Genomic DNA, 23,230 nt, shown 5'->3' with positions numbered 1-23,230 from the left:
CCATTGATGTGCTCAGATTGCTTCAGACAAGCTGTAAGTTGATCCTTAACATTCGGCAAAGCTGTTTATCAGTGAGAGGATCTACCCAGATTTCTGCATCAACAGGAAAACTTGTCCTATTGCAGAACGATTCTGACTTCGCATTTTTCACATAAGCTTCAGAATAGCTATGAGCGCTCAGCAAGATATCCACTTATCCACCGTCCAGATCCCAGTAATTTAGATCCAATTTAGATCCTATATAGATCCCAAAGAGATCCCCGATCGCGCCAGGCCGCACCAGTTCTGGCCTGAAAGGGGTATTGCATAAGCTATAGAAAGTAAATTATAAACTATAGGCAGATTACAATAAGCTATAGATTGTTAAATCTAAGCTGTAGTTAGAAAACGACATAAGCTATAGTGAGTCAAACGCCTTGAACACAGATATTGCTGTGGATAGTTTTTTCTTTCTGTCTTCATGCAATTAGGCTCGCCCTGCGTGAGTTGTTGTTCTGTCATTCACAAATCCAGATGTCTCGATCCTTTTGTCGATCATCATCGAAAACCGTGAGAAAGCCTGTGGACAGCGAAAATCTTGACCTCAAGAAATTGTTTGAAGAAACGGACAAAATTACAGGTGAGGTGATCACGCTAACGCCGAATGCAAATAATACTGTTCAGCCGGTTGCATTGATGAGGCTCGGTGTATTTGTCCCTACACTTAAGTCATTGAAAAACAGTAAAAACAAAACCTTTTCTACCACAGATGCAACGGAAGAATTGACCCGACTTTCTCTGGCAAAAGCAGAGGGATTTGATAAGGTCGAGATCGTCGGTCCACGCCTGGATATGGACAATGATTTCAAGACCTGGGTCGGGATCATTCACTCTTTTGCCAAACATAAAGTCATCGGTGACAAGGTTCAGCTTCCCTTCGTTGAATTTGCCAAACTCTGCGGAATCCCTTCCAGTCGTTCTTCCAAAAAGCTCAGAGAGCGCATCAGCCCGTCTCTGAAGCGCATCGCAGCGACAACGATCTCCTTCACCAGCAATATGGGGGAAGATGGTAAGGAATACATCACGCATCTGGTTCAGTCAGCCTATTACGATACCAAAAAAGATATCGTGATTTTACAAGCGGATCCCAAACTGTTTGAGCTGTATGAGTTTGATCGTAAGGTGCTTTTGCAGCTTAAAGCGATTAATGCACTGAAGCGACGAGAGTCTGCTCAGGCGCTGTACACCTATATCGAAAGCCTGCCCAAGAACCCGGCACCAATCTCACTGGCGCGCTTGCGTGACAGGCTGAACCTGAAGTCACCGGTGTTTTCGCAAAACCAGACGGTACGGCGCGCTATGGAGCAGCTTAAGGAGATTGGTTATCTCGATTACTCCGAGGTGCAACGAGGGCGTAGCGTCTATTTTAATGTGCATTATCGTCGGCCAAAACTGAAAGCGCCCAGGAACGAGAGTTCTGAAAACTCACAACCGCCAGTGCCTGTCACGCCAGCTGAACCTGTTGATGCGGAGCTTCAGGAAAAGCTCAACCTTCTGAATAAATTAGGCATTTCGATGGCCGATCTCGAAAAACTCTTCAAAGGTAAATAAGCCGATAAGCTGGAGTGAGTAGGTTACTCACTCCAGCTTATGTTACCTCACGCTACACTCCCTGCAGCTTATCTTATCCGGTTAATATCCTGATTTATCATTTTTTTATCATCATCTTATCACGTTTGATCAGTCGCAGTTACTCTCTATAGTTTATGTATTCTACTCGTTATAGCTTATAACATATGCTGTAGTGAGCAGAAGGACTTCCCGGCTCTAAGCAAAGGGGTAGGGCATCACATTATTTACTCACTACAGCTTATACTGCCTATCCTCATCGGCCAAAACTACTCACTACAGCTTATCGGGAAGTTGACAGGTGAGGTAAATTACTCCCTATAGCTTATATATAGCATGAGAGGAGTAGCCTACTTGCTATAGCTTATATTGCGCTACCGCCCTGGTAACTACTAACATATAACTACATGATTTATATGTTGTTAGCGGTCACTAACATTTGTGCTGAGGCGAGATGACTGCGCACTGTACTCACTACAGCTTATCTTTACTCACTCTAGCTTATGTAGCGCCGCCGTATAAAGTTGCTCCCTATAGTTTATATATAAGCTGTAGAGAGCGAACAGGAACGTTGCAGTAAACGTCAGGATAAGGGCGTTATAACGCCCTGAGGGAAGTGTCAGAATGAAAACGAAATCAGAATCAGAAACACGTTGTGACGGCGTCACTAATTAAATATTCATAAATAACAGTAAATTATAATATTTCGTTATGCGGAGAAGGCTATGAAAGGGTTTTGGTAACTCCCCGCCTGTGAAAGTTACTACTCGTACGGCATTGGGACATCACAAGGGATATAAGCTGTAATGAGTAGATTGAAGCTCAACATAATCTATGACGAGGTGCAGGACTTACCAGATCCGGGATCATCGCGAGACGTCATGGGGTACAGAATTGCATCATGTTGGACTGATATGCATGCACAGCCGAATCCATGTGAAAATTCCTACGACCAATCAAGGCGTCAAAATTACCAGCATTGACCTGAAGGTTGTTGCGTTTTGACAGGAATATCAGAAGTGATTTTTCTATTTATTGGACATGTTTGACGCAATGGTCAGCATTTCGATATTACTTCAGGAAAAAATCATTGTACCCCTAACGCAGAAAACTATCGCTATGACCTGTCAGGAGTGCGACTGGGCAAGTCTGCTACGCAGAACAGTTCAGTGTCGCGTCTGCACCAGCAAACATGTTATTTGCCTGGGCTGGCGAAGCGCCTGATACGACAGAATGGCAGAACCTGCCAGAACTTCATTGTGATGATGGTGGCCAATAATCCGGTCACCTTCAGTGACATTGATGGGAGAGTGCGAACTGAGGGCGCAGCGGTGTTTATAACCGCAATGGAATCCGTACAAATGAAAATCAGTGATGAAGATGCGGCAAAACACCGGGAGGCAATGAGTAGGGTATTTTTGCAAACCAATTTCACAGGGGATGTGGCAGATTTAATTCAACAGGCCACGCTCGAAAACCCCTCGGCTATGAAAATTCACCACTGTTTTCACGAAGGCTGTAATACGCAGTTCACTCATGGTGAGCTTTATGACCAGCACCTGACAGAAGCGGGAAGTCGGGTGCACGACAAAAACTCTGGTCCTGCCACTGGATGAATTGTGGCAAGCTTTTTCAGCATCCCTTCAGACTAAGGAACCATCTGAAGGCACATGAGAATCTACGCGATGTGCCCTGTAATGTCGCGGGGTGTACCGCCCGTTTCAATACAATCCCGGTAATGTATAAACATGTGAAGAGGAAGCACTCAGATACGACCCCTTATCTCTGCACGGAACCCAAGTGCGAGCAACGCTTCGAGACACCGCAGAAACGGCTCGACCACAGAGTCGCGCAGCACAAACCCGAGGGGCATATCTGTGATAAATGCCCAATGGGAAAAGCGTTTGCTAATAAAAACAATCTTGAGCAACACATGAAGAAACATGACGAGGGGTGGGTGGGGCATCGCGGTGCATTTCCCGACTGTGGTAGAGAATATTCGCAATCACAATCGCTATTAAGGCATCAAAAACGTGATCATGTATGACCGGATAAACTTCATCGCTTACGCTATGCTTGCTGCGTGATAACCCGTTAAACCATGAAGGCAACGATGAACCGAAATCTGCGAGGACAGGTTGCGAGGATCGCACTGGCGTTAATGAGTTTTTTACTTTTTCTCGCGGTTTCGGTTTTTTTTATTTATGTGCAGACCAGCGAATGGCTCAGGACCCAGCAAAGCACCAGTATGGCGCTGGCGGATCGGCAACTAAACGCCATCTTCAACAATGTCACCTCGGCGACAAATGCGCTCTCCGGTTTGATAGGGGCACCCTGCACATCGGAAACGATACAGCAGTTACGTAACCAACTTGCCATCACACCTAACCTTGGCAATATCGAACTGGCGTCAGACGGGGTGGTGTATTGTTCCTCATTGGTGGGGGATGTTCACAACGGGCAGGAGCGGCGGGAAGACGCACCCCTCTACCTCACATCAGCGATAAAAGCATTGCCTGGCCATCCCTTTGTTATCACCCAGCGACAGCAGGGCAAGTTTGGCCTCTATACCAGTACCGATGGCTATTACCTGAAAAACATTCTGGAATCTGCCTCGACATTATTGCCGGTGGTATTAATCACGCAAAGCGGTTGGATGGGTGAGAGCGGGGCGATCAATCCCAGGCAATATCCTGGCCCGCATAACCTGCAATTGAACTCCTCACGTTTCCATTATCAGTTGTGGAGCAATATTGACCCGCAAGCGGTGCTGGCCACCAGCGTAAAGAACAATCGCCTGCTGATGTTGCTGCTGATATTCATAGCGGCAATAGCAGCTTATGCCTGTTATCGCTGGTCAGCAATGAGGCGCAGCCCGGAACAACAACTGGCCTCCGCCATCCGTCAGGGGGAAATTCAGGCCTGGCTCCAACCGATTGTGTGGGCCGGCGACAGGCAAGTGGTGGGTTGTGAAGTGTTGGTACGCTGGATCAGCAAAGAAGGCATCATTCCACCGGATCAGTTTATCCCGCTGGCTGAGCAATCCGGGCTGATCATCCCACTCACCAAAGCGCTTATTACCCAGGTGACGGAACAATTCCTGCAAGATTTTCATCCCGCGACTCCCTTCTATATCAGTCTCAATATCAGCGCTCAGCATTTGCAGTCCCCAAACTTATGTGCCGATTTGACCCCTCTGTTAACCGTGCTGAACCCAAATCTAAAACTGGCGTTGGAGATCACCGAACGGGAAATCGTGGTGGCTAATCAGCAAGTGAATGACAATATTCACCTGCTACAACAGGAGGGTGTGCTGTTTGCCCTTGATGATTTTGGCACCGGCTATTCAACGCTGGAGATTCTTCATCATGTAAATATTGACCTGATAAAAATCGATAAGTTGTTCGTTTCCGGTATTGGCAGCAATCCGGTTTGTCAGGACATTATTGGCAACATCCTTGACCTCGCAAAAAGAATTAATGCGAGGGTGATTGCGGAAGGTGTCGAAACCGAGCAACAGGCCAGTTTCCTGCAACAACAGGGCGATTTGTCGTTGCAGGGATATCTGTTTTCGAAACCGCTGCCGATTAACACCTTCAGGGAGTATCTTGTGGCGAACAATGTCTGGAATGATTAAGCGCGATACTTCAGCATCTGACGCTCAATCAGGTTAACGCCGTAATCAAGCAATAAGGCAAAGGTGGTCAGCAGCAAGGTGCCGGCTATGATGGTGTTGATGTCGAAATTGCCTTCAGCCTGCAATATCAGATAGCCCAGCCCCTGCGACGATCCAAGATATTCACCCACCACTGCACCAACGAAAGCCAGCCCGACCGCAATGCGCAAACCGGAGAATACCCAGCACAGCGCTGATGGGAAATAAACTGACCACAGCAGTTGACGACGGTCGGCACCTAATATGCGTGCGTTAGCCAGTAGCGCGGGGTTCACATGACGTATCCCTTGAGTGACATTAAAGAACACGACAAAAAATACCAGGCTAATCGCAAAGGCGACTTTCGACCAGATCCCCAGGCCGAACCACATGGCAAAAATGGGGGCGAGGATAATCCGGGGTAAGGCATTCAACGCCTTGATATAGGGCGACATAATGGCGGTTATCAGTGGGCTGATGCCCAACAACAGCCCTACGATGAGGCCAAGCATTGTGCCAAAGACGAAGGCCAGCAGGGTTTCCGTTAAGGTAATAATCAGGTGCGGATAAATCTGTGCCGGAAAATGCAGCGTCATATCGGTGCCGTAGGCCAGTGAGACAACAAGAGTTCCTTCACCTTCACTGAACCATTGCCACAACACCTGTATCACCTGGCGTGGACTGCCAAAGAAAAAGGCCAACTGAGGATCCCGTGAAATCAGTTCCCATAACAGGACAGCTACGACGGATACCGCCACTTTTCCTATAAAAATCACATTTGCGTTAGCGGTTTGCTTGTTCATTGTGTGCCAGTTCGTTGCTTATAACTGTTCAGAACCTCGCTACCCAACACTTCCCAAATCTGTTGATAAAGTCGGTTATAGGCAGGTAAGGTGCGGATGTGTGCCATTTGACGCGGACGTTCCAGTCGGACGGGGAACTCTCGGATCGGGTGCGATTCAGGTGCGGTTGATAGCACAATCACCCGGTCAGCCAGGGTGATGGCCTCATCCAGGTCATGTGTCACAAACAACACGGCGCTGCCACTTTTTTCCCACAGCGTCAGTAACTCCTGTTCCATCAATTGCCGTGTCTGGATATCGAGCGCGGAAAAGGGCTCATCCATCAGGATGATCTGCGGATCGCAGATCAGGGTTTGTGCCAGCGCGACGCGTTTACGCATGCCGCCAGAAAGTTGAGCAGGATAGACATTAGCCACCTGGCTTAAGCCGGTACGTGCCAGCCAATCACAACCCCGTTGGTTTGCCACGGAACCGACGATGCCACGGTAATTCAGACCGAGTACCACGTTCTCAAGTACAGTCAGCCAAGGCATTAATACCTCATCCTGGAACATATAGCCGATGCGTGGGTCCAGGCCGCTTAACGTTCCCTCGAACAGCGTGATATGCCCGTACGACGGGGCTAACAACCCGGCACAGAGATTCAACAGTGTTGATTTCCCGCAGCCTGTTGGGCCGACAATGGCGACAAATTCCCCGGCCCGTACGCTCAGGCTGACATTAGCCAACACTCGCGTTTCCACCCCTCTGACACGGGTCTGGCAAGAATAAGACACCCCATGCAATTGCAAAACGGGGTTATTGTTGCTCGCCATCTTTCCGGGCCTCCATGACATAGTCATTTGTCCAGGTTCGGCTAAGATCGATGCTCTCAGGATGAATGCTGGTATCGAACGCACTCAGGGCGCGCAAGGCAGTGACAGGCGATTGTGGAGCAAAGGCGCCATCGCGTGAGTAACCGGGTTGGATATGACGAAAGGCCTGCTGATAAAGCGCCGGATCACCGGCCAGATAATTTTTCGGTACCGTCGCAGCCACCTGCTCCGGTGTAGCCTCGTCCAGCCAACGCAATGCTTGCAACATCGCCTGCGTCAGGGCGCGCACAGTGGTGGGGTTGTTTTTCAGGAACGATTCCTTCGCGTATAACGCGCCTGCGGGCAGCGTGTCACCAAATAACATCTGTGTCCCTGCCGGGGTGCGCGTATCGGCAAGGATGTTGATATCCTGACTTTTTTCCAACTGAGAAATCACCGGCTCGGTGTGGGCGATGGCATCAATTTTACCCGAACGCAGGGCTTCGACCGCACCTGAACCCGTGCCGACCGCAATCCACACCACCTCGTCGGGATGAATACCCTGTTTTGCCAGCCAGTAGCTTGCCACCATATGGGTCGACGAACCGGGTGCGCTGATGCCGATTTTTTTCCCCTTGAGATCTGACGCCTGTTGCCAGAACGGCAAATTTTTGCGTGACGCGGCGATGACAATCTGTGGCGTCTGGCTGGTGAGGACAAAGGCGGTGATAAATTGCTGTTTGCTTTGCATTTTAATGGTGTGTTCATACGCGCCGCTGACCACATCTGCGCTACCACCAATCAATGCCTGTAACGCTTTCGTACCACCGGAAAAATCGACGATGCGCACATTCAACCCAGCCTGCCTGAAGTATCCCCGCTGCTCAGCAATGGTGAGTGGTAGATGATAAAGCACGCTCTTCCCGCCAACGGCAAGGGTAATCTGCGTTTGTTCCAGTGCGTTGGTTTGCGCCAGGGCGCAAAAACCGGGAAGCAACAAGGTGCCGCAAAGCCATCTCATCATCATTGTCATCGGGTTTCCTGCCGCGTTAATCGAGTCTGGAATGACTCGCAATAAACGTCCATTCTTATCTCTAGCGCAGACAAACCACCAGCTATAGCAGCCCATAAATCAGGGTAGAAGAAAATCTGAATCAGAAGATAACTGCTCGTAAGATAAGGAAAATGTCAGTTTAATCAATGTGTCAGAGGTAGGGGGGTTAACTGGGTGATTTCCCGCCTTCGCGTGAAAAATCAGGTTGCGCAACCGCGTTTTTATGTTTCTCTCAGAAGCGAGCGGGCAGTGTATAGGCTGCCCGTGTGACATGTTGAGTTTTTTATCCGGTTTATTTCGGCGTTTATTCCCCCAGTGGCCGGCCATTAGGACAACCAACCAGCCAGTCCGGGCGTGTGATACCTTGCGTGTCATTGGCATCCTCCGTCACCTGATACCAGGGGGCCGGGTGATGCGTGACCAGAACCAGCGACCATCCAGGGTATCGATTGGGCGGCCCACTGCATCGTACCACAAGCAGCTGTACCAGCTTTTCTCACGCATACTGCTGTCGCTGGCATAGCGCCAACCGGCGATAAAATAGGGCTGAAACTGACGTACCGGCTGGCCCTTATTGTTATATTCAACACGTTCGCTGACGCGCCAGCGATCGTCGGTATGGGCGATCGCTTCCTCATCCTGACGCACCCGATTCAACTCATTACGCGTGAAGGCCTCCCCGGGTTCATCCCGCTGTTTATTTTGCAGCACACGGCCAAAACCATCGGAGAAGATGAGGGTAATACGCATCTGACGATCCGCATCGTCGGGATAGCGATCCGCACTGATGGCGGCACTGTAGATGGGTTCACCATTTAACATCAGATTGTCAGGGGCATAGAAGAATACGGATTCCCGATCGCCAAGGGCAGCGACAGGATCCTGCAAGGCGGCAACAAAATCATTGGCTGGCAAGGGATGCTGGGTTAGCGCTGCAAAACCAACCGGTTTTCCCTCTTCCACACCATACAGGCTGGTGGCGCGTACCCGTCCTAATGCATCGAATGCTGCCTCATGCTGTGTACCTTGCGCATCAATCAGCCTGACAGGTGCCATCAGCCGATAATCATAATCAGCCAACGCGTTGCCGCCTCGGTTCCCGGCATATAATGCGCAGCGAGCAGCATGTCTTCCAGCGCCTCGCCCTCCAGCCAGCCTTGCCAGGCGTTCAATGCCTCATCATCCAGCTCTCCCTGGTCGCTGCTGAGCAACAAACCGGCAGCCAGTGGTCGAGACTGCGCATCTGTTTGCCAGTGAAGCTGCTGCCAGCTCATAAGCGTGGGGGGTAAGCGTGCGTCCTGTAACCAGTTGTCGGAGCGGCTGAGGAATTCGTAACTGACACCCTGGCGCGCTTCGTGTTCAGTGACGGGTATGCTGAGTGCAGCCATCTGATTTTGTGAGGGTAAACCCAGTCACCAGTGGCCTACATCAAGGCGCGCCAGCCAACTATGCTGCGAGGCCTGGAGCTGCCAATAGTTTTGTTGATCATCAAAACTTTCCTGCCACCAACGTGCCTGTGGCGTATCGGCGTCATAGGGGGCAGAGCGGCTGACGACGCGGGTAATCCACTTTGACTTGTTGCAGTGGTTGGCCCCAGCGATCCCATGTCAGTAATACTTCATGGGTTGCCTGCGGACCATCAGCAATTCCGTCATAACTCCATTGACGATTTTCCAGACTGAGCGACTGGATTTGCGCATAATCCTGCGCTTCGGCGGTTTGCCATACGCGCAGCAGGTAACGATTTCCACTTATTGAGTAGGGAACCGGTTCATCCTGAGCGAAGATTTCCTGGCGCAGCAACATCCCTTTTAAGGCACGGTTTAGTGAACGGCGAGTATTTTTATCCGGTAAGACTAACGGCACATCCCCTTCATCCCTGCGCTCCAGTTCATGGGTCTTTCCCATTGGCGTGACCGCGGCATCCTGCCAGAACCGCTGGCGGTTGGGCACATCGGGATCGCCGGTGTGATACCAGCTACGACTGATCAAGGGTGCGGAGAAACCTTCCTGACGGGTCAGAGGGCCAGCGCTTTCAGCATCATATTGTGCCACCTGCGGAAAGCCGTTAAATTCCCGTTCGTAACCGTCGTACCATCCCTCGCGATATTCAAAGGTTTGGGTCAGGGTATTTTGGCTCATCAGGTCATGCGTTTGCACTTTCTTCAGCACATGCACCGGGAAAGGTAAAGAGCACAGTGCTGAAGGCCACCAGCTCCTGACGTGAGGCATTAAACAGTGGCAGGCTTCTATCGTGCGCAACGTCCTGTGGCGCGCTAAAGGTGTCGAGTTGGTTGCTATACAGGCGCACGCTGCGTGGGCCAATCAGGCTGATATCGTTCAGATACCCCCCGGTGCCGCTAACTGGACATCCGGATGGACGAACTCGACAGGAAAGGCTTTCCATGGAATAAACGTTGACCATTCTCCCGCGGCATTCGCGGTGAAAAAACCTGCCATATCTGGCAACGGTACCACCCAGTCAGGAAAACCATCGCCGGTCATATCGGTCAGTAATGGACGCGCACGCTGGTGCAAACCAACCGGCTGCAACGGTAGCGCTTGTTCCGGCCCATAATCTACGCTGTCTGCCTGGGTTGTTGCATCACGGACTGGAGCGCGGTAACGCCAGCCGTCGGTTGACTGATAGAGGATCCCTGGTAAACCTTCGCCCCACAGGTCAACCCATTGATAATGATTACCTTCGCACAGTGCCGTCAGACGTAACAGCGATTGCCAGGCCAGCTCCGTGGCATTGGGATTAAAGCGGGAATAATGGTAGGTGATGGCGGGTAAACTCTCGGTTTCGCCCGCGATCCGATGGCCCAACATATCGACTTGCTTGAGCAACGTGAGAGTCGGCGTTGCTTCATAGTGCAGCCGCAGTCGTGCAACCGGCTGCGGCAGGGGGCCGAGTAGTGCGAAGCGGTGATACATAATCACCTGATGGCACAGACGTAAGGTACGAACTTCAAATCCGTAGTGATAGCAACTGTGAGGTTCGCATCATCTTCGGTTCGATAGTGATAATAGATGTTTTCACCATTCGGCGTGACGGTCTCTTCCAGCAGCCAGCGCGCAATGTGCTGCGGCTGTTGTGCGTCGGCTACCCGTGCCTCAACACTAAAACCATATACTGCCAGCATGCCGTCGGGCGAGCGCACTAACCAAAAAGGTGAGAGTTCACCGGTTGTGGGTGTCCAGCGTTGATATAACGTGGGTGAATCAAAGATCCGCGGCATAAAGGTTTCAACTGTCCAGGGTGAGGGCAGCATTTCGCCAGCCAACTGGCTGATTTGCTCGATCTGCGGTTCACCCGCGCTGTCACGGCAGGCAACCAGGACATCTCCGTTGGGGGCAATCAGTTGATCGTCGCCTTGATACTTTGGTACGCCGAAGTGGGTGTGTAAGGAGATAGACGGCGTCATCAGATCCCAACCGAGTCCAAAAGGACTTTGTCCTTGCTGATTGGCGTAAGTGATGGTCAGGGCAGGATCATGTCCGCGGCCAGGAATAGTCAGGCTGTTTTGACCGGTAACACCAGTGGTTTCAATGCTCTGACGAATGCCGGTAATAGCGCCACCACCTTTAGGCAAGCTGATGGCGGGTAATGTGACATCCGTATTGGGTTGCTTTGTATTCATAGTGATAATCCTTAGCTGAACCTTTATGCAGGGTTAGCGCCTCCGTTGATAACCTACGTGGCGGCAACAGGCCAGGGGCAGGATGATCCGGTTAATAGCAGGAAAACAGCTACGGAAAATGTGGCGTTTATGCCTGATTTTCCGGTGGCAAAGTGGCAGGTTTAAGGTTGAGATAGCGATAGTAGGTGCTGCGGGCGATGCCCAAACGCCGGGTTACTGGCTGGAGTTGAGTTTTTTTTGCGCGTACATTCCTTTCGCCTGTTCTTTCAATTGCAATGCTTTATCTGACAAGCCACGCGGGCGACCTGCCGGCGCATGTTTCGCTCGTGGGTTATGTCCGGTCAGTGCGGCGATAAGTGACGTTGCTTCAGGCCACTGAATACTATTGAAGACGCCATCGAGGGTAATAATCTGGTTTCCTTTAAGCAGCCATTTGCGCAACCAGCTGAGCTGGAAAGATTGTGAGCCATGCAATACGTTCAGGTTGGTGATGATTAAAGTCACATCCAACGCTGAGAACGGCTGTAATGCCGGGCACAGATCATTACCTTGGTCCGGGTCTTCAATTATTGAGGAGCAAAGGGCATGCTTTAATCGCTCGTTTTGTTCTTTTCGTTCGTCCTGCGTACCCCGGCTATAGCCAATAATTTGCTGCTGATTATTTTTCATGTTGTTTATTCTCCTTGTAACGTTGCAGTGCAGCGTAAAGCGTGGTGCGTGATATCGCATATTTACGGGTCTGGTGTGAAATGAAGCAGCTATGGCTTCGGATAGCATGGAAAATCTTTTCTGTCTGTTCATGACTAAGGCTACGATGACGACTTCCTGCATGAAAGGATGGCTGAAGTCTTCTATTTTTCAGGAAAAGAAAGAAACGGGAAGATGGATGCTCTGGCGCAAATTACAGTGTAAGCATATCCGCAAGGCTAATTATACGAATGTCTCGTGCGAGAATATCCGTTAACCAGGTCACTTTATTATGATATTTCGGAATGGTTTTATCCACGCGCCATAATACCAACGTTTCGCCAGGATTAAGCTCCTGCAGGCAGGTGCGTAGCGTCTGCGAATCGTGGGGAAACGTTTGTTCATATATAAGGTCACAATTCGCCTCAAGCAGTTTGGCGCGGATGAATGACCGGGTATTAGTTGACTCTATATAGAAGATATAGCCTTTGCGGGGTGACGTCATTTGCTCGTCCTACTTACAAGAAGGTGTTAATCGAAGAACCAAGCAAAGTCATGGTAGACATTTCGGCAGATCAGAACAACAGAATATGCTGAGAGAATGGAAAAAATGCATTGGAGAGAGAAAAAAAGAGGTGGACTTTCAAATAAAAAAATTGCCGTGGTGAATCACACGGCGAGAATAATATTGGATGAATTATTAATGAGACAAAATAGATGATGCGCGATAAAAGAGATGTGACTGTTTCCTCAAAGGGAAAAGTAGAGTTGATTGAAAGATCGAACACCTAATTTCTTCAGTGCGTTCATTTTATGTGTGCTGACGGTTTTGATGGAAATCGCCAGTTCTTTGGAAATTTGTGCATGCGACGCCTGCTCGTAAAGACGACGGATGATGATGCATTCCGTTGCTGTCAAATGACCCGGACAGTAGCGCAGATTACGGGGGGCCTTACGCATGGTTTCAAGCAACGTTGTCAACTGGTTAAAGGAAATGTCTTTAGGCGCCTTCGCGTAAGCTGTGAAGATAGATGACAAATGTTTACGGGCGTTATAAAGAATCATCACATTCACTTTACAGGAGATGATCGGATGGATGATGCTCTTCTCCACAAAGCAATGGTTACTGGAGTCGAGTAACAGGATATCGCCATGTCTCAGGTGCATTTGAGTGAATTCTGGCGTGTAGTTCTTCCATTTTTGTATAAAAAATTTCTGATTGTCAGCAAGAAAATGAGCTTTCATACCGTGAGAAAAATAGTAATCGTCAGAAACCAGATAAATGTTCATGGTTAATCTCAATGCAGGATGCGCAAATTTATTTGAAAGAGATTTATTTTCACTCGTCGTCGGACAGGTGAATAAGCGATATCTCAGCCTTGCTTAATTTTTATAGCCAATTTCAACAACAAAGCCATTATGGCAACGCCTGCGCTCAGGCGTCAATATCGAGCGATGCGGCTAAATGACGTGTATGCAATTACTTCTCCAGGTATTATAGGTTCATCCAGACGCTGTTTTTGATGAAATTCACCTTGTTTAATCAGGGTTGATGCCGATTCATGTTGATGAAAACTCGATATTTCGCAAAAAAAACTGAGAATGTTCTTATCTGAGAGGGAGTATTTCTTATCTTGCTAATGAAAAATCATGTTTTTATTATTTTTAATTCATACTAAAATCCGATATTGTTGGCTGGATTGACATGATTTCAGTAAAAATCATGCTCGTGGCAGGGAGGGAGCTGTAATTCCGTGGCTGAATTTGTTATTTTTCCCTTCTAAATAAGATGTCTCTCGGTCTGAGACGAGTGCGCTTTAGCGTTTACCTGCATGATACCTAATTAATTCAGTGAGTTATCTATATTAATCGGAATTTTTACATTTAGGAACCATCTGTGAACCAGAATGAAATCTCGCTCTCGCCAGAAATCACGTTTATTCAAGAACGTTCATGCCTCTCATCACCGGGGCAGGAGGATATTCACTTAACTCCCAATGAACGTCGTTTGCTTGAACTGATTATCAGCGGTAAAGGGAAGAAGGAAACCATCATTGAAGAAATATGGCACAGCCGGGGAACGATAGTCGGTGAATCCAGCTATCACCAACTGATAAAAATGCTGCGACGTAAGTTTCAGATTGCTGGTCTTCCTTATTCCGTCATTAAGACTATCCCTCGACATGGTATTACCCTTAACCTGGTAAAATGCCCTGAGCCTGAGGCGAACGCACAAGAAGCGGCAAACGTTGACGCTATAGCAACCGATACGGAGATTATTTCCGATGTAATTGAACCTGTCGCATTACCGGTGTTAGCGCCGCCTGTTGTTACCCCGAAAAAGCTGAATTCAGGCCGATTTCTCCCTGAAAAAAAACTAGTATTATTCGGATTGGTAATTTTTGCATTACCAGCACTGCTAACATGTATATATAAGTTAACTCATCAACACCAGCAGGCCTTTCCGTATGAAACGCGTGTTGGAGATGTGGCGTTTCACTTGAGTTCAATGCGCGGCATCAGCCGTGAAGTGTTGGAAGAGCGAAAGGCAAAATTACCAAAAACAGTGACCAATGTTTACATTGCCTCCAACGGCCCTAAATTTTGGGTTGCGGAGTGTGAAGGCGAATTATCTAAGGAGAATAAATGTCGATACGAACTCTATTCCTCGTATTGATGGGTGCGGTTTGCGTATTGGGCGGAGCTTTGTTGTCGTGGACGATTTGGCACCATTTTGAAAATGCACAACGTCCCGAGCAACCCTGTTCCAGTATTATTCAGGGAGCCAATTTAATTGATCAATATCAAAGTTCTTATCAGTTTAATGGCGTAATAACCTGGTGGCCTCAAGCTAAAAAGCTCACATTATTTGGCGTGAAAAGTGATAAAGACAATGCAGGCATTGTGTTTGACCGGGCACTGCAGTTACAAACCCTGACGGCAAAAAAAGGGGTTATTCAGGCAAAGATCAGTGATTTAAAGATCTTTAATGATGACAAACTGCCGCCAAATTATGTCATTTTGGGTGAGAAGGGCAAAGATCTGACGTTGCTATTTAAACCCATCGATCGCAACAGCTGGTTAATGTTGATAAATGACAACTGGATTATGATGTGCGAAAACAAGTGATTGAGATTGTTATGCAATCTCTTTAGCTGACAATTTACGACGGTAATTTTAATAGATTGCGGCTGTTGCCTTTTTCTTTTTTTTGATCATTTTTCGTTATTTTTTCTCCGGGTTGTCACAGCTCAAAGTGGGAGTTTTTTTTATGATGAATGATTTCTATGATAAAGGCATAGAGATTCCGTATTGCAATGGCGATGAAGTGATTTCATGGCAAGCCATCAAATCGGCAGGTATTACTCATGCCTTTTTTAAGATCAGTGAAGGAGTTCAGTGCTACGACACCCTATTTATGCGGCACTGGTCGGATGCCAGAAATGCAGGTTTTGAACTGGGCGCATGGCATGACTTCACCTATGCGGCGGGCGATATTCGCACACAGTTAAAAAATATCGTGTCTGCGTTAAAGGCCATAAAGTTCAATCCCAGTCTGGATAAGCTGGCACTGAAATTTAATCTCACAGGAGCAAGAGGTTACCCAACAAAGGCCGTACTGGAAGCTTTTCATACCTTACTCGAATGGGTATGTCTGAACGGCCTGCATGGCAAAAAACCCTATATTTACTGTTCGCCAGATGTTTGGGAAGGGTTATATGGCTGGCAACAGTTTGATTTCCACGATTATCCACTTTGGCTGGTAAACCAGGGGGACACCCGTTTTACGCTGCCGCTTCCCTGGCAACTTAATAATAAGATGTGGACTATCCGGCAATATCGGCAAACCTGTAGAATTGACGGGATCAGCGCCCCTGTTGCGTTGAATTACGTCTATCGCGACTGTCCTTCCTGGTGATAAAGCTTCCTCGAATTGATCTGCGATGTTAATGGGTGCGCATGGGTGCGCACCCGGAAGTGCCGGACCATCTAACTCCGGCATGCCCTATAGGTTGTGAAGTTGACATGGCAAAATTGATGTCTGTTGCGTTAATCTTACCTGCCTGCAAGATCAGTGATTTTAATTGTTCACTCGCCATATCTGCATCATCCCTGTCTCCCTTTTTTAACTCAAGATATTGGTAAGCTTTTGCCTGAAGTTGATCCAGCACACCGGCAGAGAAATCTGCATTATGTGCGATCAAATATTCAACGAGCGCATTGTTTTTAAATACCTCCGTCACTAATTTAATCAGTGCCTTACGCTTATCATCTGCGGCAACACTATAGCTGTGTTGTGCATAAGATAATTAACCAGTTGATATCGGTTTGATAGCAGGTCCTGGCTGAAGTGCGCGCTGCCGGACAGGCTGAATTTGACCACGGGATTATCTGTTTCTGCATAGAATTCGGTAGGTGTAAATATCACGTTATCTTTATTCGCAAGATGCCGGCCTTCATGCGAGATAACAATTTTGTTAGATCCAGAATGAGTGACCCTTTGCAGATAGATAAGTTTATTAAGAACAAAACCGTCCGTGCTGGCACCATACAACAATCGCTCAACCTCCGTATTTAAACAGCCGTTTGCGATCCTACCATCGTCGGTATATCGCTCTTCAAAAATTCTGATGCGGTCGGGAGTGATAGATTTGAGCTCATACATATAATTTTTATAGTCAGCTACGATCGTTCTTACCTGCTTGTCAGTAAATGAATTGCCAGTGAATGACTCGTAGACCTCTTTAACTGCGGTAGTTGCATGGTTGCTGTTGAGAAACTTCTCGACAGTATCGGCAATGTCATAAACTTCACCGAGTGTGCGGTTGATTTCAGTGTAATAATTGGGGTATTTCGTCTTGAGCTCGGTAGTGTTGTTGGTTTTCAATATGAATTGATGGGCATCCGTGATACCTGGATTCCTCAACTTGTCCTTTGTTTTATTGAGGCGGCTATTAATTATTAGGTTTTTTCAATGTGTTTATTAAAATAATCATCCGCTATTCTGCCAAATTTTTTATTGGCAACGTGAACGGATTTGTTTTTCGCAACTAACTCTTCGAAATTTCTAATGATTGTTGTAGCTGCTGTATAGAAAACAGAGTCCTGGTGATGCTCTCGTTTAAACTGTTCGACCGCATCAACACATTGATTGAAACCGTCATTAATTCTGATCGGAACTTCCCAGCGGGCAAACTTTTCGACAAAATTAGCAGCTACGGGAAATCTCTCTTTGTTAAAACTAGATGGCGTAAGTTTTATCAACTCCTCGACATTTTTTCGGCAACGGCTTTCCGCCCGATGATTGAGGTTGGGGATTTGGCTAGCCTGATCGAGGAGTGCCATCATATCAGCTGCACGCTGTGCGTCGTTGTATTGGTTTATTTCCTGGTAGTGGGTGGTAGCACCCCGCGCGACCCTTTTGTTCCGGATAGGATCACCAAACCAGTCGATCAGGGTACTATCCCGTTGTGATAACTGTTTATAATGTATTTTATCTTTAGCATCCTTAAAACCAATAACAACAAAGTCGACGACGTCTTTTTTAACCCAGAGTCCGATTGGTTGCCACGGGGAATAGATATTCAAATTACTAAAAAAGGTTTCTCGGACATCACCACGGTTGAAATCAATCTCATTGATGTCATTTTTGAATAGCACATCCCCGTAGCGACTGCTCTCCCGCATGTCCTGCTCCATGCGCTCGGTTTTTAAGTTGTCGAGCGTTCCGCTCTCGGCATGAGAAGCGAATGCGTCAGCATCCACCACTAATTCCTGACTGTGCGTAATACCATCGGTGAATTGATGGTGAGTAGGAAGCAATAAAGCATTTTGTTCATCTGGCTATCCTCGAGGAACAGCTGTTGTTGAATAGGTGAGGCATTCAGTGGGGCTGGCGTGGCATGCCGGGTCCGTTGGGACTTCTCGCTAAAAGGTCCGATAATTTTTTCTGTAACAGAACCAAGGGCATAGCCGACTTCATTCGTCAGGCTGCTGGCTTCCTCTTCTGGTGTCAGGTTATACACGCAAAGGGCGACATATTCGGCGGTTATTAACGCGGCTTCGATCGTGTCGGGCCTGCTGCGCACCGCCTCGAAAGCCTGTCGGCAGGTTTTTATCGGGATAAAATTCGCCAGCAAATTCCCGGCAATGCTAAACACCAAGATAAGGCGCAACCCACTTGATCAATGGTCGCAACAGCGAGGGTTGTGGCTGCCAGAACCGGCGGTCAATATCTGCTCAAATTTTTGCGCCTGTTGGTGCTCCTCACCGGACAGGCTGCTGCGCCATTTTCCACATTGGGCGATATAGCGATTGATCTGTTCCAGCACCCCGTCATGCGGGGTGGTCGGGGCGAGAGAATTTAGCCGGTAGAAATAAGCATTCAGCATGTGATTGTCAGAGGTAGCTCGCAAAAGCTCTAGCAGCTGGCGGGTTGCCTGATGCCGTTGTTGCCAAAACATCCCCTCAACCAATATGTATGTCGCGGTCAGAAGCGGTGTTTCAATGCTTTAAACGTCGAGGAAATTTCTGAGATTGCTTGCGACTTGCCGACAGGCTTCCGGTCCACTGGCGGGGAAGCGATGATTACTGATCACCGTCCCGATACTATTGCAAATGAAGCGACACGGCCCACCCAAAGAGGGTTTCGGTGTGACTTTATCTTCGTCAGCACAGCTCGCCGTGCCCGGAGATACCCTTTCTGCTCCATGCATAAGAAACTCCATCCAATAACCTTGCTAACTGACAAGTAATAGGCGGAGTGCCTGTTCTTTGACAAGGAAAAGACGGTGATGAAGGGATGAGACATTCCTCAACCGGCGAGAGAGATTGCTGATTTCTACCTGAATGCTACCAAGGTATAGTTTTTTGGTCCTTTAGTGGTGGCGAAGTATAGCCATCGGGTTATCTTTATCAACAATAACAAGGTAAAAAACAATGAGTTTCTTACACGGTTATCCGATCAGTGAACTGGTGCTGGTCCTGTTTATTCTCCAGTCTGGCATTATGGCAAACCTGTTGAATTCGCCGGAGTCATTTTCGCTGCGTAAACTCAGTGGCAATATGATCCACGGCGTTATTGTCGCCATGATGATCGTCGCGTGGGATTTGCTCCAGCACGCGTCGATTCATCACACCGTTACCCATGCTGCGTTAATCGCTATCGCCTGGCCGCATGCAATTAAGGCGTTAATGCTGCTCAACAACGGCCACAAATAACGGCTAACTCGCCCTGGCTGTTGCAGCACTACTGACAAGGAAACTGCCGTGATGAAGAGATGATATAAATCTGAAGCGAAGCCGTGTGCGTCGGGGATGATAGCTGGAAAAGTGGTGAAATTGCCCCGAATCATGACGTGCCTGACAGCGCTCGTTACATCGCGTTCTATGGGAGGGCGTCATAACAAAACCTCGTTACTACACTCGCTAATAAGTTAAAGCGCGTTTTCCCTTTTTTCTGAATCCCTGAAAACACCCCGTTGACGCAATGAGAAGCGTGCAAAAAATAGCCATTACAATCATGGCGTTAACATAATTGATTGATTTTTTTGATATTGCTCAGGGAAAAGTGTTTGCGCACGGCAATGAACTATGTCATTTTAACTGTGCTTTGGTATAGTAGTGATACTTAGGCATAGTGGGAGCATTTCCCTGGTGTTGGCCGATAAGGCACCCTCTCTATGTGGAAGTGGAGAGGGTTTTTTTTGCCTGTCATCCTTCGCGTTGTAGCGGCGTGATTTATCGCGCGGGTTTTATCCAACGATGACATGCTCAAAAACAAACCTGCCATCTGTGTATAAATAATTCCTCCGCCAACCTAACCACAACGCTTTGCCGTCATCTACATTAAAACTATTCTGTGACGTGGATTTCCGTTCTGGCATAAATTGCGCCGTTACGGTTGGCATCTTGCCTGCAAAGTGGGTGAAAAATGACTCTGCGTGTTAATCAAAGCTCCGGGTGGCGACGGCCCAACCGCTGGGATGTGCTTGCGTTTCCGCTTATCCTTTGCCTTATTGCCTTATTCGCTCTCGATTTTCATCAAACCCTGCAACCCGTCAGCACACTCACAAGCGAGCCGATAACCTTAGATCCGGCTAACCTGGCTGAATATGCCATGCGCACTTCGTTGCGCATGCTGGTGGCGATGCTGGCGTCTCTGGTCTTCACCTTAATCTACGGCACCCTGGCGGCCAAGAGTCGACGGGCGGAGAAAATTCTGATCCCCGCCTTAGATATTCTGCAATCAGTCCCGGTGCTGGGTTATGTCTCTTTTACCGTGGCCTTTTTTATCGCCCTGTTTCCCGGCCGCATATTGGGGATGGAACTGGCGGCAATCTTCGCCATCTTCACCAGCCAGGCGTGGAATATGACCTTCAGCTTTTATCAATCGCTTCGCACGCTCCCGCGCGATCTGGTTGAGGTTTCACGCGGTTTCCAGCTCACGGCCTGGCAGCGTTTCTGGAAACTCGAAGTCCCCTATGCCATGCCGGGATTGATCTGGAATATGATGGTATCGATGTCCGGTGGCTGGTTCTTTATTGTGGCGTCCGAGGTGATCATTGTCGGCAGCACCTCGGTTAGTTTGCCGGGGTTGGGATCGTATCTGGCGCTGGCCATTGATCAGAAAAATCTCACTGCCGTGGGGTGGGTATTGCTGACCATGATTGTCGTGATATTCATCTATGATCAGCTGTTATTCCGTCCACTGGTGGCCTGGTCTGATAAGTTTCAGATGGGCACGACCCGCGCCGCCATACAACCCTCCTCGTGGGTGCTTAATCTGCTGCGGCGCACCCGGCTGGTGCATCGTTTGCTACAACGCGCAGGTGGGATATTTGCGACGGCGGCGCGTGTCTCGTGGCGCTTACCCGCATCGACAGGGCATCAGCCACCACGGACCGCCAGCAAAGATGTTATCTGGAATCTGCTGGTCCTCGCCCTCACCGTTGCCGTGACGGCACGCGTCATCTATGACATCCATGATGACCTTACGCTGCGTGAAGTGGGGCATGTGTTGCTGCTGGGGATGATCACCCTGCTGCGTGTGGTGTTGATGATCCTGCTCTCCTCGCTGATCTGGCTGCCGCTGGGGGTGATGATTGGTCTGCGTCCGGCGCTGGCCGAGAAAGTCCAGCCGGTGCTGCAATTTCTTGCCGCTTTCCCTGCCAATCTCCTGTTTCCCTTTTTTGTCATCGTCATCGTGCATTACCACCTTAACCCGGATATCTGGCTGTCGCCGTTGATTGTCCTTGGCACCCAGTGGTACATCCTGTTCAACGTGGTGGCTGGCTGTACCGCGTTTCCCCATGACTACCTTGAAGCGGCACGCAATTTTCATATCCGGGGTTGGCAGTGGTGGCGGCAGGTCATTCTGCCGGGCATTTTGCCGTTTTACGTAACGGGGGCGATTACCGCGTTTGGTGGTGCGTGGAACGCCAGTATCGTTGCCGAATATGTGCAATGGGGCGAGACGCAACTGACTGCGCATGGCATCGGAGCCTGGATTGCGCAGACCACAGCCGCGGGGGACTTTCCACGCATTATCCTCGGCATTGCGGTGATGGCGTTGTTTGTCACGCTCAGCAATCGGCTGATCTGGCGTCCTGTCTATGATTGGGTGGCGGGCAGTGGGAGAGAATAATGAAGATGAAACCCATTGATCTTTTATCGGTGAGTGACGTCAGCCACGGGTTTACAAAGGTGCAGGGGCAGGTGTTGATTCTTGATCAGGTCAACCTCGCGCTGCATGAACATGAAGTGGTGGGCTTGCTGGGGCGCTCGGGGTCGGGCAAATCCACCCTGTTGCGCATCATCGCCGGGTTGATTAGCCCAACCGGAGGGGAAGTGCAGTATCAGGGAGCACCGCTGCGTGAACCTGCGCAGGGCATCGCGATGGTATTTCAGACGTTTGCCTTGTTTCCGTGGCTGACGGTGATGCAAAACGTGGAGGCGGGGTTGGAAGCGCAGGGCATTGCTGCGGCCGAACGCAGACGACGCGCACTGGCGGCGATTGACCTGATCGGTCTTGATGGTTTTGAAAATGCCTATCCGCGCGAGTTGTCGGGGGGCATGCGTCAGCGCGTGGGGATTGCTCGCGCGCTGGTGGTCAATCCGGTGCTGTTATTGATGGATGAACCTTTTTCGGCGTTAGACGTATTAACCGCAGAAAACCTGCGCAGTGACCTTATCTCCCTTTGGCGCAGCGGTCAGATGCCGATCAAATCGGTGCTGTTGGTCACGCACAACATTGAAGAAGCGGTGTTTATGTGCGACCGCATTCTGATCCTCTCCTCCAACCCCGGTAAAGTGATTGCCGAGGTGGCGGTGCCGTTCAACCACCCGCGTGACCGCCTCGATCCGCAGTTCCGCCGTCTGGTGGATAACGTCTATGGCAAGATGACCGCCCGGCTGGCTCACGGTATGGATCGCAAAGGGCTTACGCTTGGTAGTCGCCTGCCGCGCGTCTCCACCAACCTGATGGCAGGCTTGATCGAGACGTTGGTGCAGGCGCCTTATCATGGCCGCGCGGATATGCCAGACATTGCGCGTGCCCAACTGCTGGAGGTGGATGAGTTATTCCCGGTAGCCGAAGCGTTGCAGGCGCTCGGTTTTGTCGAAATGCAGGAGGGGGACATTTTCCTTACACCGCAGGGACGTATCTTTGCGGAGTCTGATACGCAACGCCGTAAAATGGTGTTTGCCGAGCAGGCGTTGCGTTATATCCCTCTGATTGCCTTGATGAAAGCGGAACTGGATGAACGTTCCGATCACCGCGTCACCCGCGCCTGGTTTGAACAGGTGCTGGAGAAAGATCTCTCCGATAATGCCGGCCGCCAGACGCTGGATACCGCTATCCAGTGGGGGCGTTTTGGCGAGATCTTCTCGTATAACGATCAAACCGCGATGTTCAGCCTGGAGGATGTGGAGGGGTGATGGAAAGGATATTTGGGTTTACCCATTAGTAACTATCAGCCAACTGG

General features: G+C 49.2%; 23 protein-coding genes and 1 pseudogene. 9 read left to right on the top strand and 15 right to left on the bottom strand.

Going from position 1 to position 23,230, the window contains the following annotated elements; translation table 11 throughout:
* Positions 1 to 591 precede the first annotated feature (591 nt).
* The 3 genes from AC6I8N_RS26900 to AC6I8N_RS26890 all read left to right on the top strand — a co-directional run bounded on the left by AC6I8N_RS26900 (position 592) and on the right by AC6I8N_RS26890 (position 5,245).
* The gene (locus AC6I8N_RS26900; protein ID WP_497831758.1) at positions 592 to 1,590 is read left to right on the top strand and encodes a RepB family plasmid replication initiator protein; all 999 of its coding nucleotides are present in this window, start codon (positions 592 to 594) and stop codon (positions 1,588 to 1,590) included.
* 1,187 nt (positions 1,591 to 2,777) lie between these two features.
* Positions 2,778 to 3,224 carry a hypothetical protein gene (locus AC6I8N_RS26895; protein WP_497831653.1) on the top strand — a complete coding sequence of 149 codons (447 nt, stop codon included), beginning with the start codon at positions 2,778 to 2,780 and terminating at the stop codon, positions 3,222 to 3,224.
* Between the two features lie 545 nt (positions 3,225 to 3,769).
* Entirely contained in the window at positions 3,770 to 5,245 is a 1,476-nt protein-coding gene (locus tag AC6I8N_RS26890) for an EAL domain-containing protein (RefSeq protein ID WP_497831652.1), read from the top strand.
* Here the strand turns inward: AC6I8N_RS26890 and AC6I8N_RS26885 are convergent.
* The 10 genes and pseudogenes from AC6I8N_RS26885 to AC6I8N_RS26840 form a co-directional block, all read right to left on the bottom strand.
* Complete coding sequence (locus AC6I8N_RS26885; protein WP_497831651.1) at positions 5,242 to 6,066, bottom strand: ABC transporter permease; 825 nt, start codon at positions 6,064 to 6,066, stop codon at positions 5,242 to 5,244. The two genes, AC6I8N_RS26890 and AC6I8N_RS26885, sit on opposite strands and share 4 nt — an antisense overlap.
* The gene (locus AC6I8N_RS26880; protein ID WP_497831650.1) at positions 6,063 to 6,881 is read right to left on the bottom strand and encodes an ABC transporter ATP-binding protein; all 819 of its coding nucleotides are present in this window, start codon (positions 6,879 to 6,881) and stop codon (positions 6,063 to 6,065) included. Before AC6I8N_RS26880 ends, AC6I8N_RS26885 begins: the two co-directional genes overlap by 4 nt.
* Positions 6,865 to 7,884, bottom strand: a complete 1,020-nt coding sequence (locus AC6I8N_RS26875) for an ABC transporter substrate-binding protein (protein ID WP_497831757.1) — start codon at positions 7,882 to 7,884, stop codon at positions 6,865 to 6,867. Before AC6I8N_RS26875 ends, AC6I8N_RS26880 begins: the two co-directional genes overlap by 17 nt.
* 417 nt (positions 7,885 to 8,301) lie before the next feature.
* Positions 8,302 to 8,994, bottom strand: a complete 693-nt coding sequence (locus AC6I8N_RS26870; RefSeq protein ID WP_497831649.1) for a hypothetical protein — start codon at positions 8,992 to 8,994, stop codon at positions 8,302 to 8,304.
* Positions 8,970 to 9,302 carry a hypothetical protein gene (locus AC6I8N_RS26865; RefSeq protein ID WP_497831648.1) on the bottom strand — a complete coding sequence of 111 codons (333 nt, stop codon included), beginning with the start codon at positions 9,300 to 9,302 and terminating at the stop codon, positions 8,970 to 8,972. Before AC6I8N_RS26865 ends, AC6I8N_RS26870 begins: the two co-directional genes overlap by 25 nt.
* Before the next feature lie 142 nt (positions 9,303 to 9,444).
* Positions 9,445 to 10,146 (bottom strand): toxin TcdB middle/C-terminal domain-containing protein, encoded by a 702-nt coding sequence (locus AC6I8N_RS26860; RefSeq protein ID WP_497831647.1) that lies wholly within the window; start codon positions 10,144 to 10,146, stop codon positions 9,445 to 9,447.
* 108 nt (positions 10,147 to 10,254) lie between these two features.
* Complete coding sequence (locus AC6I8N_RS26855) at positions 10,255 to 10,851, bottom strand: hypothetical protein (protein WP_497831646.1); 597 nt, start codon at positions 10,849 to 10,851, stop codon at positions 10,255 to 10,257.
* A gap of 126 nt (positions 10,852 to 10,977) precedes the next feature.
* Positions 10,978 to 11,558 (bottom strand): annotated as a pseudogene (locus AC6I8N_RS26850) (SpvB/TcaC N-terminal domain-containing protein); the annotation flags it as partial.
* Between the two features lie 213 nt (positions 11,559 to 11,771).
* Entirely contained in the window at positions 11,772 to 12,227 is a 456-nt protein-coding gene (locus tag AC6I8N_RS26845) for a hypothetical protein (protein WP_497831645.1), read from the bottom strand.
* Positions 12,228 to 12,995: 768 nt separating this feature from the next.
* The gene (locus AC6I8N_RS26840; RefSeq protein WP_497831644.1) at positions 12,996 to 13,535 is read right to left on the bottom strand and encodes a helix-turn-helix transcriptional regulator; all 540 of its coding nucleotides are present in this window, start codon (positions 13,533 to 13,535) and stop codon (positions 12,996 to 12,998) included.
* Between the two features lie 607 nt (positions 13,536 to 14,142).
* Between AC6I8N_RS26840 and AC6I8N_RS26835 the strand changes: the two genes are divergently transcribed.
* From AC6I8N_RS26835 to AC6I8N_RS26825, 3 genes are all read left to right on the top strand, one after another.
* Positions 14,143 to 14,922, top strand: a complete 780-nt coding sequence (locus AC6I8N_RS26835) for a winged helix-turn-helix domain-containing protein (RefSeq protein WP_497831643.1) — start codon at positions 14,143 to 14,145, stop codon at positions 14,920 to 14,922.
* The gene (locus tag AC6I8N_RS26830; RefSeq protein ID WP_497831642.1) at positions 14,892 to 15,374 is read left to right on the top strand and encodes a hypothetical protein; all 483 of its coding nucleotides are present in this window, start codon (positions 14,892 to 14,894) and stop codon (positions 15,372 to 15,374) included. The genes AC6I8N_RS26835 and AC6I8N_RS26830 overlap by 31 nt, the downstream gene beginning before the upstream one ends.
* 142 nt (positions 15,375 to 15,516) lie before the next feature.
* Positions 15,517 to 16,164, top strand: coding sequence for a GH25 family lysozyme (locus tag AC6I8N_RS26825; RefSeq protein ID WP_497831641.1), 648 nt, complete (start codon positions 15,517 to 15,519; stop codon positions 16,162 to 16,164).
* A gap of 28 nt (positions 16,165 to 16,192) precedes the next feature.
* On the opposite strand, the gene AC6I8N_RS26820 is transcribed toward AC6I8N_RS26825, so the two are convergent.
* From AC6I8N_RS26820 to AC6I8N_RS26800, 5 genes are all read right to left on the bottom strand, one after another.
* Positions 16,193 to 16,489, bottom strand: coding sequence for a hypothetical protein (locus AC6I8N_RS26820; protein WP_497831640.1), 297 nt, complete (start codon positions 16,487 to 16,489; stop codon positions 16,193 to 16,195).
* An 8-nt stretch (positions 16,490 to 16,497) separates the two neighbouring features.
* Complete coding sequence (locus AC6I8N_RS26815) at positions 16,498 to 17,133, bottom strand: hypothetical protein (protein WP_497831639.1); 636 nt, start codon at positions 17,131 to 17,133, stop codon at positions 16,498 to 16,500.
* Positions 17,134 to 17,207: 74 nt separating this feature from the next.
* Positions 17,208 to 18,011 (bottom strand): hypothetical protein, encoded by an 804-nt coding sequence (locus AC6I8N_RS26810; RefSeq protein WP_497831638.1) that lies wholly within the window; start codon positions 18,009 to 18,011, stop codon positions 17,208 to 17,210.
* Positions 18,012 to 18,013: 2 nt separating this feature from the next.
* Positions 18,014 to 18,409, bottom strand: coding sequence for a hypothetical protein (locus AC6I8N_RS26805; protein WP_497831637.1), 396 nt, complete (start codon positions 18,407 to 18,409; stop codon positions 18,014 to 18,016).
* Positions 18,410 to 18,430: 21 nt separating this feature from the next.
* Positions 18,431 to 18,637, bottom strand: a complete 207-nt coding sequence (locus AC6I8N_RS26800) for a hypothetical protein (RefSeq protein ID WP_497831636.1) — start codon at positions 18,635 to 18,637, stop codon at positions 18,431 to 18,433.
* 547 nt (positions 18,638 to 19,184) lie between these two features.
* Here AC6I8N_RS26800 and AC6I8N_RS26795 point away from each other — a divergent pair.
* The 3 genes from AC6I8N_RS26795 to AC6I8N_RS26785 all read left to right on the top strand — a co-directional run bounded on the left by AC6I8N_RS26795 (position 19,185) and on the right by AC6I8N_RS26785 (position 23,183).
* Complete coding sequence (locus AC6I8N_RS26795) at positions 19,185 to 19,466, top strand: hypothetical protein (RefSeq protein WP_497831635.1); 282 nt, start codon at positions 19,185 to 19,187, stop codon at positions 19,464 to 19,466.
* A gap of 712 nt (positions 19,467 to 20,178) precedes the next feature.
* Positions 20,179 to 21,891: an ABC transporter permease gene (locus AC6I8N_RS26790; protein WP_497831634.1), complete on the top strand. Its 1,713-nt coding sequence runs from the start codon at positions 20,179 to 20,181 to the stop codon at positions 21,889 to 21,891.
* Complete coding sequence (locus AC6I8N_RS26785) at positions 21,891 to 23,183, top strand: ABC transporter ATP-binding protein (RefSeq protein ID WP_497831633.1); 1,293 nt, start codon at positions 21,891 to 21,893, stop codon at positions 23,181 to 23,183. The genes AC6I8N_RS26790 and AC6I8N_RS26785 overlap by 1 nt, the downstream gene beginning before the upstream one ends.
* Positions 23,184 to 23,230: the final 47 nt, after the last annotated feature.

This window comes from Pantoea sp. X-Soil-TKNS-1279, assembly GCF_059730565.1.
This window is presented reverse-complemented; position numbering and strand designations above follow the sequence as displayed.